At 60.6% G+C, this 14,131-nt stretch carries 12 protein-coding genes and 1 pseudogene; 10 read left to right on the top strand and 3 right to left on the bottom strand.

Annotated features, from left to right (window positions below; genetic code table 11):
• Window positions 1–3: 3 nt before the first annotated feature.
• From LB559_RS13995 to tdh, 6 genes and pseudogenes are all read left to right on the top strand, one after another.
• A pseudogene (locus LB559_RS13995) lies at window positions 4–336 on the top strand (IS481 family transposase); the annotation flags it as partial.
• Between the two features lie 189 nt (window positions 337–525).
• Window positions 526–1,848, top strand: coding sequence for an NAD(P)/FAD-dependent oxidoreductase (locus LB559_RS13990; RefSeq protein WP_224674296.1), 1,323 nt, complete (start codon window positions 526–528; stop codon window positions 1,846–1,848).
• 67 nt (window positions 1,849–1,915) lie between these two features.
• Window positions 1,916–3,445: a threonine synthase gene (gene thrC / locus LB559_RS13985; protein WP_224674295.1), complete on the top strand. Its 1,530-nt coding sequence runs from the start codon at window positions 1,916–1,918 to the stop codon at window positions 3,443–3,445.
• A 37-nt stretch (window positions 3,446–3,482) separates the two neighbouring features.
• On the top strand, window positions 3,483–4,427 hold the full coding sequence (locus LB559_RS13980; protein WP_064994342.1) for a homoserine kinase: 945 nt from the start codon (window positions 3,483–3,485) through the stop codon (window positions 4,425–4,427).
• 38 nt (window positions 4,428–4,465) lie between these two features.
• Window positions 4,466–5,653 carry a glycine C-acetyltransferase gene (locus LB559_RS13975; RefSeq protein ID WP_224674380.1) on the top strand — a complete coding sequence of 396 codons (1,188 nt, stop codon included), beginning with the start codon at window positions 4,466–4,468 and terminating at the stop codon, window positions 5,651–5,653.
• Complete coding sequence (tdh, locus tag LB559_RS13970; protein ID WP_224674294.1) at window positions 5,653–6,687, top strand: L-threonine 3-dehydrogenase; 1,035 nt, start codon at window positions 5,653–5,655, stop codon at window positions 6,685–6,687. Before LB559_RS13975 ends, tdh begins: the two co-directional genes overlap by 1 nt.
• A 200-nt stretch (window positions 6,688–6,887) precedes the next feature.
• On the opposite strand, the gene LB559_RS13965 is transcribed toward tdh, so the two are convergent.
• Entirely contained in the window at window positions 6,888–7,826 is a 939-nt protein-coding gene (locus tag LB559_RS13965) for an ornithine cyclodeaminase family protein (protein ID WP_064993166.1), read from the bottom strand.
• Between the two features lie 301 nt (window positions 7,827–8,127).
• Between LB559_RS13965 and LB559_RS13960 the strand changes: the two genes are divergently transcribed.
• Genes LB559_RS13960 through LB559_RS13945 form a run of 4 tightly spaced genes read left to right on the top strand, consistent with a single transcriptional unit; the run spans window position 8,128 to window position 11,885 of the window.
• The gene (locus LB559_RS13960) at window positions 8,128–8,994 is read left to right on the top strand and encodes a GNAT family N-acetyltransferase (RefSeq protein ID WP_224674293.1); all 867 of its coding nucleotides are present in this window, start codon (window positions 8,128–8,130) and stop codon (window positions 8,992–8,994) included.
• Window positions 8,995–9,005: 11 nt separating this feature from the next.
• Complete coding sequence (locus LB559_RS13955; protein ID WP_224674379.1) at window positions 9,006–10,184, top strand: alanine racemase; 1,179 nt, start codon at window positions 9,006–9,008, stop codon at window positions 10,182–10,184.
• A 58-nt stretch (window positions 10,185–10,242) separates the two neighbouring features.
• Window positions 10,243–10,434, top strand: a complete 192-nt coding sequence (locus LB559_RS13950; protein WP_224674292.1) for a hypothetical protein — start codon at window positions 10,243–10,245, stop codon at window positions 10,432–10,434.
• Window positions 10,431–11,885 carry an aldehyde dehydrogenase family protein gene (locus tag LB559_RS13945; RefSeq protein ID WP_224674291.1) on the top strand — a complete coding sequence of 485 codons (1,455 nt, stop codon included), beginning with the start codon at window positions 10,431–10,433 and terminating at the stop codon, window positions 11,883–11,885. The genes LB559_RS13950 and LB559_RS13945 overlap by 4 nt, the downstream gene beginning before the upstream one ends.
• A gap of 869 nt (window positions 11,886–12,754) precedes the next feature.
• On the opposite strand, the gene LB559_RS33135 is transcribed toward LB559_RS13945, so the two are convergent.
• Together LB559_RS33135 and LB559_RS13935 are read right to left on the bottom strand one after the other, a co-directional pair.
• Window positions 12,755–12,970, bottom strand: coding sequence for a ParB N-terminal domain-containing protein (locus LB559_RS33135; protein ID WP_127365571.1), 216 nt, complete (start codon window positions 12,968–12,970; stop codon window positions 12,755–12,757).
• Window positions 12,971–13,086: 116 nt separating this feature from the next.
• Entirely contained in the window at window positions 13,087–13,986 is a 900-nt protein-coding gene (locus LB559_RS13935; protein ID WP_127365572.1) for an ankyrin repeat domain-containing protein, read from the bottom strand.
• Window positions 13,987–14,131 lie beyond the last annotated feature (145 nt).

The raw sequence follows: 14,131 nt of genomic DNA, 5'->3' as shown, positions 1-14,131 counted from the left end.
CCGCGGAGCTTGAGGGCGCTGGCGAAGCGCTATGGGATCAACCAGAAGACCGACGCGAAGTTGCAGAGTCGGATCTGTGTTCTCGATCTACCGACTGGGCCGACGGAGGTTCGGTCGACGTGCTCACGGTCGAGGAAGAGGCCGTCATCGTCGCTTTTCGACGCTATACGCTACTGCCGCTGGGTGACTGCCTCTATGCGTTGCAGCCGACGATCTCGCATCTGAGACCTCGTCATTGCACCGCTGCCTGCAACGTCACTGCGTCAGCCGCTTGGACAATGTCGAAGGCGACCGGCCGGCGAGAAGAAGTTCAGGAGCTATCCGATCGGTTACTTTCCATACGCCGCCCTGCGCCGAACTGGGACTCGGTCGGGCTTGAGCAGTTCGTATCGACCAAGGGATCAAAAACCCGCACATCTGGCGAAGTCCTAGATGATTTCGGCACATTCTTTCGAGCGCACGATGCGATGAAGGGCTGATCGGAACTTTGCTTCCGCATTCTTGGCAGCCGAGGTTGGTTGGAACATGTCGCCCCGAGTCGAACGTATTCACAGCGATGAGCGTCTCCCGGCCGAAGTCGACGTCGTCATCGTCGGCGGCGGCATCCTCGGGTCTACGGCCGCCTATTTCCTGGCGAAGCGTGGCCTCTCTGTGGCTCTGCTCGAGAAGGGCCACGTCGCCTGTGAACAATCGAGCCGAAACTGGGGTTGGTGCCGCCAGCAGAACCGCGATCGGCGCGAACTGGCGCTCTCGGTGATCTCCATGCGACTATGGGACGAGCTGACGCGGGATATCAATCGCGATCTTGGATTTCGACGCTGCGGTCTGATCTCTGCGACTCACGACGAGGCTGTGCTCGCCGGTTGGGAAAGGTGGCGCGAGGTCGCCAGGGAGTACGAGGTCGACACCCGCATGCTGAGCCGGGCGGAGGTGGCCGAGCGCGTCCCCGAAGCGCGCGACAAATGGGTCGGCGGGACCTATTCGGGCCGGGATGGCAAGGCCGAACCTGCGCTTGCCGCACCGGCTATCGCCGAGGGGGCCAGAGCTCTGGGCGCCACCATCCACCAGGAATGCGCCGCGCGGGCGCTCGACTTGGCCAATGGCAAGATTGCGGGCGTGCACACGGAGAAGGGCTACATCAGAACCAGCGCGGTGCTGTGCGCCGCTGGCGCCTGGTCCTCGCGCTTCCTTAGGCCGCTCGGGATCAGTTTCCCCCAAGCGAGCATCCGGCAGACCGCGCTGCGTTCCACCCCCACAATCAACATAGGCGAGGCGATCTCCACACCCTACTGCACGATCACGCGCCGACTGGACGGCAGCTATACGCTTGCGATCAGTGGCAAGGCGAACCTCGAAATCACGCCCCAGGCTATCCGGTATAGCCGGGAATTCATGCCGCAATTCTTGCGTCGCCTAAAGAACGTCAGGCTCGGCATCGGCCAATCGTTCCTTTCGGGGCCGGATTCAATGCCGGCGCTGCTGACCAACGACGATCGGATCTTCGAACAGAATCGGGTGCTGGACCCTCCACCCTTAAAATGGCTGGTAAGCCAAGTGGTGGAGAGTGTCCGCAAGACCTTCCCCCAACTCGGCGATATAGAGATCGATAGTGCCTGGGGCGGCTTCGTCGATTGCACGCCGGACGCAGTGCCCGTGGTGTCGCAGGTGGACGGGGTAAAAGGCCTCGTCCTCGCGGCGGGCTGCTCGGGCCACGGCTTCGGTTTGGGCCCGGGGCTTGGTTATCTGGCCGCACAGCTTGTCGTAAACGACACGCCTTGCGTCGATCCTACACCGCTCCGCCTGTCGCGTCTGGTCGACGGCTCGAAGCTGGACATCGCCGCTATCTGAAGATCAGCCGGAAGTCAGGCCTGACGCCCACCAACAATCGCCGCTATGGCCTGCAGGACAAGATCGCATGGTGGCAGGCCAGACGCTGACGGCTGAAGCTGGGCGGCCCATTGACCATGCAGCGCTGCGGCCCCGGCTGAACGAGCGCGCCGACAAGGAGGAGCATCACATGCACTACATCTCGACGCGAGGCCACCCCCAACGCAGGAAGTTTTGCGAGATACTGCTTGAAGGTCTGGCGCCGGATGGCGGGCTCTATGTGCCCGAGACGTACCCGCTCGTGGATGACGCCATGCTGGATCGGTGGCGGAGGCTGTCCTATCCGGACCTCGCCTTCGAGATCCTGTCGCTCTACATCGACGATATTCCGCCCGCCGATCTTAAGACCATCTGCGCGAAGACCTATACGTCCAAGGTTTTCGGGACGACCAGGATCGTGCCGGTGCGCGCGCTTGAAACGTGTCTCCACGTGGCGGAACTGTCCAACGGCCCCACGCTGGCGTTCAAGGACATGGCGATGCAGTTGCTTGGCAATCTCCTAGAGTATGAACTGGCGCGGCGGGGTGAGGAACTGAACATCCTCGGGGCGACCAGTGGCGACACGGGCAGCGCGGCGGAATATGCCATGCGCGGCAAGAAGGGGGTGCGGGTCTTCATGATGTCGCCGCACGGACGCATGAGCACCTTTCAGCAAGCTCAGATGTTCAGCCTGCAGGACGAGAATATCCATAACATCGCCATCGAAGGGGTCTTTGACGATTGCCAGGACATCGTGAAAGCCGTGTCCGGCGATGTTGACTTCAAGAGGCGCCACCGGATAGGCGCCGTCAATTCGATCAACTGGGCCAGGCTGGTGGCTCAGGTTGTCTACTACTTCTCCGCCTACTTCCACGTCAACGCGGGGAACACATCAGAGGTCGACTTCACCGTTCCTTCGGGGAACTTCGGAAACATCTGTGCTGGTCACGTTGCGCGCATGATGGGGCTTCCCATATCCCGTCTCGTCGTTGCAACCAACGAGAACGATGTGCTCGATGAGTTTTTCCGCACCGGCGTGTATCGCTTGCGGGGCCGCGCGGACACGTATGAAACATCAAGCCCATCGATGGACATTTCCAAGGCCTCCAATCTTGAGCGTTTCGTCTTTGAACTGCTCGGTCGCGATGCGGGCCGGACGAAATTAATGTTCGACAACCAACTCAGGGGACGAGGATCGTTCGATCTCAGTGGCGATTCCGCCTTCGCGCAGGTGGCCGCTCGTTTTGGCTTCTGCAGCGGCAAGAGCACGCACGCCGACCGGTTGGAGACGATCCGTGACACGTGGCGCCGCTTCAACGCGCTGGTCGACCCACACACAGCTGACGGCATCACGGTCGCACGCAGGCACTCCGTTCCGGAGATGCCGATGATCGTGCTCGAGACGGCCCTGCCGGTCAAATTCGCGGAGACCATCAGGGAGGCTTTGGGCCACGAGCCAAGTCGTCCAAAACGGTTCGATGGAATAGAAGACTTGCCGAGACGATTTAAGGTCCTTCCCGCCGATACACAGACCGTAAAGACCCACGTCGCCGAAATTTTGCAGGCTGCGGCCCACTGAAGAACTGTTTGAACAATCGGAGACCGCTATTTCCGCCATGGCTGTATATACGGAGCTATCAGTCGACGAAGTCGCAGCGCTCTTTGGGGCGCTGGGTCTGGGCTGGCCGCGTTCTGTTCGGGGCATCACGATCGGAATTGAGAACACGAACTACTTCGTAGATACCGAAACCGGAGAGTATGTGCTCACCTTGTTTGAGCGCCTCACATTCGAACAATTGCCTTTCTACCTTCATCTCATAAAACACCTTGCGGCGCGGCGAATGCCGGTCCCGAATCCGGTTGCCAACGCGAGTGCCGAAATCCTTCACTCGCTGAAAGGCCGGCCTGCTGTGGTCGTCAACAGGCTTCCTGGCGAAAGCGTGACAGCACCGACAGTGTCACATTGTCGCTCTATCGGGGAGATCCTGGCGCGAATACACGTGGCCGGGACCGATTACCCACGACACCAGGTCAATCCGCGAGGTCTCGAGTGGTGGAACGAGGTGGTGCCGGTGGTCGGCCGATACGTGTCCGATGGAAAACGGTCGCTGCTCGCCAGCGAGCTCACTTTTCAGAACCAAATTGCCGTGTCCTCAACGTACGAGCAACTCCCCAAGGGGCCGGTGCACGCTGATCTCTTTCGTGACAACGCGTTGTTTGATGGTGGTCAGCTAACCGGCGTCTTTGATTTCTACTTCGCCGGATGCGACGCCTTCCTTTTCGATATTGCTGTGTGCCTCAACGACTGGTGTGTCGATGACTGCACCGGCCGCCAAGACAGTGAGCGAGCAGCCGCTTTCTTAGGCGCTTATGGGTCCGTTCGAGCGCTTGCACCAGCCGAACGCATATTGCTTCCCGCGATGCAACGCGCTGGAGCATTTCGCTTTTGGCTATCGCGTCTGTGGGATCTGTACCAGCCTCGGGAGGCTGCAATCCTCAAAGCGCACGATCCAAGCTACTTCGAGCGTATGTTATGCGTGCACAGGGGAGAAATCGTATGAGCAAGGCTGCGAAGATCATCAGTGGAAGCGAAGGCAGGATGGCACCGTCTCTCAACGACCACGTTCGCGAGCTGCTTTCGCAGATCGAGACGGAGGGCCTGTACAAACGCGAGCGCGTCATCACCTCGTCCCAGTCGTCCGAGATCGAGGTTGGCGGCCGCAAGCTGCTCAATTTCTGTGCCAACAACTATCTCGGCCTCGCCGACAGCGAAGAGCTGCGTGAGGCGGCGAAGGCCGCGCTCGACCGATACGGCTATGGCATGGCGTCGGTGCGATTCATCTGCGGCACACAAGAGGAACACAAGCAGCTCGAGGCAAAGATATCGAGCTTCCTCGGCATGGAAGACACGATCCTCTATGGTTCCTGCTTCGACGCCAATGGCGGCCTGTTCGAGACGCTGCTTTCGGAAGAGGATGCGATCATCTCCGACGCGCTCAACCATGCCTCGATCATCGACGGCGTGCGGCTCTCCAAAGCGAAACGCTTCCGCTACACCAACAACAACATGGAGAGCCTCGAGGAAGAACTGAAAAAGGCTGAAGGCAGCCGCTTCAAGCTCATCGCCACCGACGGCGTCTTCTCGATGGACGGCATCATCGCGAATTTGGCGGGCGTCTGCGACCTCGCGGAAAAATATGATGCAATGGTGATGGTGGACGACAGCCACGCTGTCGGCTTCGTCGGTGAGCATGGCCGTGGCACGCCGGAATATTGCGGCGTCGAGGGCAGGGTGGACATCATCACGGGTACGCTGGGCAAGGCGCTGGGGGGTGCCTCGGGTGGCTATACGGCGGCGAGCAGGCCGGTGGTTGACTGGCTGCGCCAGCGCTCACGGCCTTACCTCTTCTCCAACACACTGATGCCAGCGATCGCGGCAGCGTCCCTCAAGGTGTTCGACATCATCGAGAGGGGCGACGGGCTGCGTGAACGTCTCTACGAGAACGCGCAGCGCTTCCGCTCCGGGATGGAAAAGCTCGGCTTCACATTGGCCGGAGCTGACCACCCGATCATTCCGGTGATGATCGGCGATGCTGCGCTGGCTTCGCAGATGGCCGACATGCTGCTTGAGCGCGGCATCTATGTGATCGGCTTTTCCTTCCCGGTCGTGCCCAAGGGCCAGGCCCGGATCAGGACGCAGATGTCGGCGGCCCATTCGGCAGCCGATATCGACCGGGCAGTTGCAGCGTTCGGTGAGGTCGGCCTCGAACTCGGAGTGCTTGGCTGATGTCCAACATGATGCGCGCACTCGTCAAAGCCAAGGCCGAACCGGGCATCTGGATGGAAGAGGTGCCGGTGCCGGAAATCGGCCCTAACGACGTGCTGATCAAGATCAAGAAGACGGCGATCTGCGGCACCGACGTGCATATCTACAATTGGGACCAGTGGGCGCAAAAGACGGTGCCGGTGCCGATGGTGACGGGCCATGAATTCGTCGGCACCGTTGCCGATTTCGGCGCAGCGGTCACCGAATACAAGGTCGGCCAGCGCGTGTCGGGCGAGGGCCACATCGTCTGCGGTCATTGCCGCAACTGTCGCGCCGGGCGAGGGCATCTGTGCCGCAACACGCTCGGCGTCGGCGTCAATCGTCCGGGCGCCTTCGGTGAGTATCTGGCTATCCCGCAGCACAACGTCGTGCCGATCCCCGATGATGTGCCGGACGAGATCGCCGCCATCTTCGATCCGTTGGGCAATGCCGTGCACACGGCACTCTCCTTCGATCTGGTCGGCGAGGACGTGCTGGTCACCGGCGCCGGGCCGATCGGCATCATGGGCGCGCTCGTCGCCCAATGCGTCGGCGCGCGAAAAGTCGTCATCACCGACATCAATCCGGTGCGGCTGGCGCTGGCGAAAAAGCTCGGCGTCCAGCATGTCGTCGACGCGTCCAAGGAAAAGCTGCGCGATGTCATGCCGGCACTCGGCATGACCGAGGGTTTTGATGTCGGCCTCGAAATGTCGGGCGCAGCCCCCGCCTTCCGCGACATGATCGACACCATGAACAACGGCGGCAAGATCGCCATTCTGGGCATCGCCCCGACCGGATTCGAGATCGACTGGAACAAGGTCATCTTCAAGATGCTGCATCTCAAGGGCATCTATGGCCGCGAGATGTTCGAGACCTGGTACAAGATGATCGCGCTGGTGCAGGGGCCGCTGGATGTTTCCGGGCTTATCACGCACCGCATTGGGATCGATGATTTTCAGACGGGGTTTGATGCGATGCGCAGTGGCAGTTCGGGCAAGGTGGTGATGGACTGGTAGGCGGCGGTCAGGACTAGTCTCGAGAGGCGCGATCTACGGCATGAACTTCCGGGGCAACGCGTTTTCCGATTCCTGAGGATTTCCCACTCAGGGCTGCCGTGTGTGGTTGCGCTCGTACGGGGCCGCGGAGCTCTGTCGTATGGCTCTTTGTTCCAGTGCAGCCGCACCATCGAGGCGGGGACTTCTCGGTGCGAAGCTGATCAGCGGTCGGGCGTCTTGGCGCGGATCAGCACGTCAGCCATGTAGAGGTCCTGGAGGGAGATACCGGAGCTGTCGAAGACAGTGATTTCGGTATCGGAGAGGCGCCCGGACACACGCTTGGCAATGACGTCGCCGATTGGTGTTACTGTAAGCACGCCGGCGTCGATCTCGTCGCGCACGTGTTGGAACTCGCCGATCTGAACGGACTGGGAAAGCAGATCACAAAACAGATGTGCGTTGGGAAATAGTTCGCTCGGCAATTCGCGCTTGCCTGGAGCATCCGACCCCATGCTGACGATATGGGTTCCGGGTCCCACCCAAGCGGCATCGAATAGCGGTTCGCGTGAGGGTGTCGCCGTGACCACGATGTCGGCCGCACGCACGGCTTCTTCGGGCAAGGCAGCACGCGCCTGCAGGCCCCATTCGCCGATCTGATCGACAAAAGCGTCGCGCCGCAGCGAAGGCGGGGCCACCACCAACACGCTTTCGATTGCGCGAATGCGTGCCAGCGCCTTCACTTCGAAGCCCGCCTGGTTGCCGGCGCCGAATATCGCCAGAACCTTGGCCTGCTTGCGCGCAAGAAGATCAGCTGCAACCGCGTCGGCTGCGGCCGTCCTGTAGGCGTTCACCTTTCCGGCCTCGATTACGGCGCGGAGCCGTCCTGTATTGTGATCGAGCAGCACGATGGTGGAGTTGTGGCGGGGAAGGCCACGTGCGGGGTTGCCCGACCAGAAGGAGCCGATTTTCACTCCGGTCAGGTCGTTTGACGACCCGGATTTGATAGAGAAGGTATTGTTCGCCTCCTTTGTGCGCCCGATCACAGCAGGAAAGACCCAGCTCTGCCTCGATGCTGCTGCCACGAGAGCCTCCCGCGCCGCCTCGAAGGCAAGTTCATGCGTGACAAGGGCGGCTGACTCTTCTTCGCTGATGTAGATCATCCAAAACCTCATGAGCATCAGGCTTCCATCGCTGGGGAGCATTGCGGCTATGTCATTGCAGAGCGTGAGATCACACCCATTGCGAACGGTGCGGATGTCGGCCGATCGCGGGGCAACCAGGAGCTAGCGATTCCAGGTGCTAGATAGTCCTCGCCTGATTTGCGCAATTTGAGATGCCGAGGAACTGCTTAAAACGAACAATCCCGCTGAATTGAAAGGGCAAAACAGCATCGAAATCTGTCCGCCAGACGCGACTCTAAGGTGCGACTTCAATTCTGGATAAAATGACAGCGTTACACTTATGGCCATTGAGCATGACACAGACACCATCAGCAACCCGATGGAGCTGATGAAATTGGAAACCCGTCATTTGCCGGGCGCGCTGAAGCTGTCGCAGGAGATGGGATGGCCCTATCGCCTTGAGGATTGGGAATTCGCCGCCACTGTCGGCAGGGGGCTGGTTCTCGAGCAGGCAGGGCAGGTGATTGGCACCGCCATGTCGTGGATTTACGGCAAGGCTTTTGCCGCCCTCGGCATGATCATCGTCACTGGCCCTGCGCAAGGCGGGGGCAACGGTTCGCGGCTGTTTGATGGATTGCTTGAGGCGGCGCAGGGTCGCAACGTGCTGCTCACGTCCACCGAAGAAGGGCTCGCGCTTTACAAGCGTCGCGGCTTCACTGCCTGGGGCACGGTGCTCCAGCACCAAGGCCTGCTGACCACTGCGGTGACGCGGGAGGGCGGTGACGGTGTGCGTCAGGCGACGATCTCCGACCTCGCCGCTATCCAGGCATACGATGAACGGGCCACGGGCATGCCGCGACCATCGATGGTCGCGGCACTCGCCGATGTGGGCAAGGTCGTCGTAGTCGAACGCGACGGGCGGATTGCCGGCTACGCCATCAGCAGGAGGTTCGGCCGTGGCTATGTCATCGGCCCCTGTGCGGCCGAGAATGACCAGGATGCGCGGCTTTTGATCTTGGCGCAGCTTTCCAAGCTTCATGATCAATTCGTTCGCATCGATATCTATGCCGAAGATGGTTTGGGCGATTGGCTCGAGAGCCTCGGCCTCCAGCAGGTCAGCTCGGCGACCGCCATGGTCAAGGGGCAGCGGCCTGTCTCCGAGGGCTCAGCCCATATGTACGCGCTGGCAAACCAGTCGTTCACCTAGGAAACGAGATGATGAACAAGATGGCGGCAAACCTGGCAGCGAGCGAGACGACTGAGACGATCGACGCCTTGATTACCCCATCGCTGCTTTTGGATCGCGGACGGCTCGAGCGCAATATTCAACGGCTGGCTGAGCGCGCCAAGGAGCTTGGCGTGGTGCTGCGCCCGCATATGAAGACGGCCAAAAGCATCGACGTCGCCCGATACGCGTTCCCTCGCGAGCCCGGTCCGATCACGGTCTCGACCATCGCCGAGGCGGAATATTTCGCGGACCACGGCTTTCGCGACATCACTTATGCGGTTGGCATCTCGCCGGCTTCGGCCAGGCGCGCCATGGAGCTTTGTCGCCGTACCGGCGCTGATGTGAAGCTGTTGCTCGATACTGTGGAGCAGGCCGATGTCTTGGCCGACACGCGGCAAGCCACCGGCATGACGCCATCGGTCCTCATTGAACTGGACTGCGATGACCATCGCGGTGGCTTGAAGCCGGACGACCCGAGATTTCTCGACGTGGCCAGCAGGGTTGTCGCGGCCGGTGCCAAGCTCGTCGGCGTTCTCGCTCATGCAGGCGAATCCTATGGCTTGAACACGCCCGATGCACTGGTCAGGGCAGCGGAGAACGAGCGTTCGGCCACCGTGCGCGCTGCTGAAATCTTACGCGCCCATGGCCATGCCTGTCCGATCGTCAGCGTCGGCTCGACGCCAACCGCGCATTTCGCCCAGGATCTCGAGGGTGTCACGGAATTGCGCGCTGGGGTCTACATGTTCTTCGATCTCGTTCAGCACGGGGTTGGCGTCTGCGACCGCGACGATATCGCGATTTCCGTATTGGCCACTGTGATCGGCTCCAAGCCGGAAAAGGGATGGGTGCTGGTTGATGCCGGGTGGATGGCACTTTCGCGCGACAGAGGAACCGCAAACCAGCAGATCGACCAGGGTTACGGTGTAGTCTGCGACGAGAAGGGGCGGGTTCTGGAAGATGTGATCGTGGCCCAGGCCAGCCAGGAACACGGTATTCTTGCAATGCGTGCCGGTTCTGGGAAATCCATGCCCGAACTGCCGCTCGGGTCTCGGGTCCGGATCCTGCCCAACCATGCGTGTGCGATGGCCGCGCAGCATGATTTCTACAGTGTCGTTAACGGGGACAGCCCCGGGATTGAAGCGCGTTGGGAGCGGATGCGCGGCTGGTAGGCGCGCAACTATGCCTATTGGATGCCGCCCACTCAAATCAGCATTGGTGGTCAAGAAAATGAAGTCTACCTCTTACGGGCTGGATATGTCGACGCTGATGGGCAGCACCACGACTGATGTCATGGATGGGCGCCCTGACTTGAACCCCTGGAAGGATTTCAACTGGCAGGCGATCCCCGGCTATTTCGGGCGCCTCTGGTCCCTGCCGGTTCTGGGTGGCTATGACCGCATGAAGGGTCTTGTCGCGTGATGACACCCCTCGAACATCTGTCGCGCAACGGCCACCTGGACAAGTTTTTCATCGACGGTCAATGGGTCGAGCCGAGCGGCACCGCCAAGGGCGTCGTGGTGAACCCCTCCACCGAAGAGGTTGTGGCTCGGTTTCCGCTCGGAAACAGCCTTGACGTGGATGTGGCCGTTGCTGCGGCCCGCCATGCATTCGCCGCCTGGAGCCGGACCACGCCGGAATATCGTGCCGGTCTGCTCGATCGCCTGCAGGTGATGCTCGAGGCGCGGGGCGAACTGATGGCTCAATGCCTTACCCTCGAAATGGGCGCGGCGATCGGCTATGCGCGCAGCGCTCAGGTGCCGCTGGCGATCGCGCATGTTAAGGCTGCGCGTGATGTGCTGACAGCCTTTCCCTTCGTCAAGCAGCGGGGGCAAACCGCCATCACCCACGAACCGATCGGTGTCTGCGCACTGATTACGCCGTGGAACTGGCCGCTTTACCAGATCACCGCCAAGGTTTCGCCGGGGCTCGCGGCAGGCTGCACGGTCGTGTTGAAGCCGAGCGAGCTTTCTCCCCTGAACGCTCTGCTGTTCGCCGAGGCGATCGAGGAAGCCGGCTTCCCTGCCGGAGTGTTCAATCTGGTGCAAGGGGATGGCGCATGCGTGGGTGCTAGTCTGGCATCCCATCCGAATGTCGATATGATCTCCATTACCGGGTCCACCCGCGCGGGCATTGCGGTGGCCCAGGCGGCAGCGCCGACCATCAAGCGTGTCGCCCAGGAACTCGGTGGCAAGTCCCCGAACGTGATCCTGCCGGACGCCGATCTCGACCGCGCCGTTTCCCTGGGCATAGCCGCCGCCTTTCGCAATCTCGGCCAGTCATGCAGCGCTCCGACGCGCATGATCGTGCCACGCGAGCGGCTGTCCGAGATCGAGGCAATCGCCAAGAGGGTCGCGGCCCAGATCGTCGTCGGCGATCCTCTTTCGGAAGCCACCACTCACGGTGCGATCGCCAATCGTACCCAATTCGACCGAATACAAACCATGATCGACGTGGGCATTTCGGAAGGCGCCAGGCTCATCATCGGCGGACCGGGTCGTGCACACGATCTGAACGTCGGCCTCTACGTGAAGCCGACGATCTTTTCGGACGTGCGCACCCATATGCGCGTTGCCCAGGAAGAAGTTTTTGGGCCGGTCCTCTGCATTATCCCCTATGACACAGTCGAAGAGGCCGTCACCATCGCCAACGACACGGTTTACGGCTTGGGGGCCCATGTGCAAGGCGAGGACTTGGAGGTCGTCAGGGACGTCGCGTCGCGCATTCGGTCCGGTCAGATTCATCTCAACTACCCGGCCTGGGATCCGCATGCCCCGTTTGGCGGTTTCAAGCAGTCCGGAAACGGACGAGAATATGGTCTTGAGGGCATGCTGGAATATCTCGAGGTCAAATCCATCCTCGGCTACTTCTAGGTGGCATCCTAGCCGTGGCGCTGAGGCCGCGGCGGAGGCCATGATGTGGCTTCGGAAAGGCCGCTACCTCAACCGACACTGCTCGGTCCCGATCAATATCGCTGAGCGAGCCGTCTCTTGGAAACCCGAAGCCAGTCGTAATCCCACCGCCAGCAGGAAATATCCAAGCGCCGCGGCAAACAGAGGCTCGCTAACCCGAAACGTCTGAGCGCGTGAGGTTGGCTGCACCCATAGTTCGAAGACCGTGCGACGCCAATGCGGTCCCCTTCCGGAGCAGCGGGAGAGGACGGAAATCATGATCGGGTTTTGGACAGGCCAAGCGGTCGGCCGGCCTCTTGCTGTCGTTCCGGAATGGTCTGGATCGCACCTCTCCATATCTCGTCACAGTAGGCCGAGTGTTCCAAGGAAAGGGTAAAAAAACGCATAGAACTCGGCGCCCCGCAGAAAGGGCCAGAGCGGACCGTAGCGTATCGAAGAGAATCAGCCGCTGCCGGCTTTTGGAAGAATTGCAGCGGCGTGACGGGGCAGATACCTAAGGAAATCGGCAAGTTGTGAGATGCCTCGTGCAAAATCGCACGCGAACGTTCAGTTCCATCACGGAGCCGCCGACAACGGGCGGCTAGCGGTTCGCGTCAGATAGTCAACGGCTTTCGGCTATCCAGTCCTTGACTACACCAATGAGAGAAGGGTCTCCAGACCGGTTCGGCGCCGTCAGCAAAGCACAAATCTTCTTAAGCCAAACAGCGCCCTTGATCAGAGATCATGAGAAATCATCGGGGTCGATCGGAACGGAGAAGCCGACTTTGACACGGTCCATGATCACCGTGTCGCCGCGGGCGAAGTTTTCCACGATCGCCTGCAGCGCCATTTCATTGTCGTCGATCTTGACGAACCTCGCAGAGAATGTCGGCCGCCTCGATCATCTGGTGAGCGCGCCAGCGGCGCTCACCACCAACGATCATGAATTTGCCGTCGACCGGGCGAACCGTGATGGTCTGGATAAGGCCGCGCTCGCGAATCGATTCCGCCAGCTCGCGAAGCTTCACCGGGTCGAAATGCTTGCGCGGCTGGTCGGGGTTCGGGATGAGCTGGCTGAGGGGGATACGCTGGTGCGAGAAACGAAGCCGTGAGATAGAAATCTTGCCTCGGCGTGCTCGCTGCAGGTCAATTCGGCACCAAAGTTACCCACCAACAACAGCGCTCAAGGAAGCGGCAGCGGTGCATCACTCAAAGTCCGAAGGTAGGCAATGAGGTCGGCCCGCTTGTTCTCGTCCTTCAATCCCGGGAAAGACATCTCCGTGCCGGGCAACGCGAGCGCGGGATTCGAGATGAAGAGATTGAGTTCCTCAAAGCTCCAATTACCACCAGCGTCCTTCATAGCAGATGAATACTGGACATCCGCTTGTGAACCCTTCTGGCGCCCAACGATGCTCCACAGACTGACCTTTTTGGGTACCCTGACGCCCGGCGAAAGATGACAGGCCACGCAGGTGCTGTCGTATATTACTTTGCCCGATTGAGCGTTTGCTGAGGCAAGCCGTGGTGAAATCGGCGCGATGGCCGGTTTTGCGGCGCCATGACTGCGCAAATAGGCTGCGACGTCCTCGTGCCCTGCGACCTTGGCCAGATGTAGCGGGGGACTTCCATTCGATGTCAGCGCGTTAACATCTGCTCCGACTTCTACAAGATGGACGACGCATGGGAGGCAGCCATTTTCGGCAGCAACGTGCAGCGGCGTCTGCGCTTTCGTCACCCGATTTGGGTCGGCCCCGTTGTCTAGCAGCAGCTTGACGATGTCAGCATGGCCGCCCTTGTTGGCGGCGTAGAGCGGCGTTCGCTGCCAGCTGACAGGTAGGTTGACGTCTGCCCCATGCCTGATCAGCAGCGCTGCCAACTCGACATTCCCGGCTTCTGAGGCGATGTAAAGTGCCGTCACGCCGTCGATTTCGTTGACATCGAGGCCCTTGTCCAAGGCGGCAGTGACCGCTGGCAAGTCGCCATTCTTGACTAGATCACCCAATCTGCTCGCTTGCGCGGGCAGGGCCAGAAGCCAAAGGGCACACGAACCCCATAGCATCCATTTGCGTCCGGGCTTAACCATTGCATCCTCCCTGAGGCTGCTCGTCTCGACCATACAAATTGACCTGCAATCTAACCCAAAGCAGAGTGTGAGTACACGCTAATGTACCTAGTATCGGCTTGGACGGTGGTGGTGATGCCGATGTTCCTGGCCAATGTCATTGCCT

The sequence above is a fragment of the Mesorhizobium sp. BR1-1-3 genome (assembly GCF_020165455.1).
Lineage (GTDB): Bacteria > Pseudomonadota > Alphaproteobacteria > Rhizobiales > Rhizobiaceae > Mesorhizobium > Mesorhizobium ciceri.
This window is presented reverse-complemented; position numbering and strand designations above follow the sequence as displayed.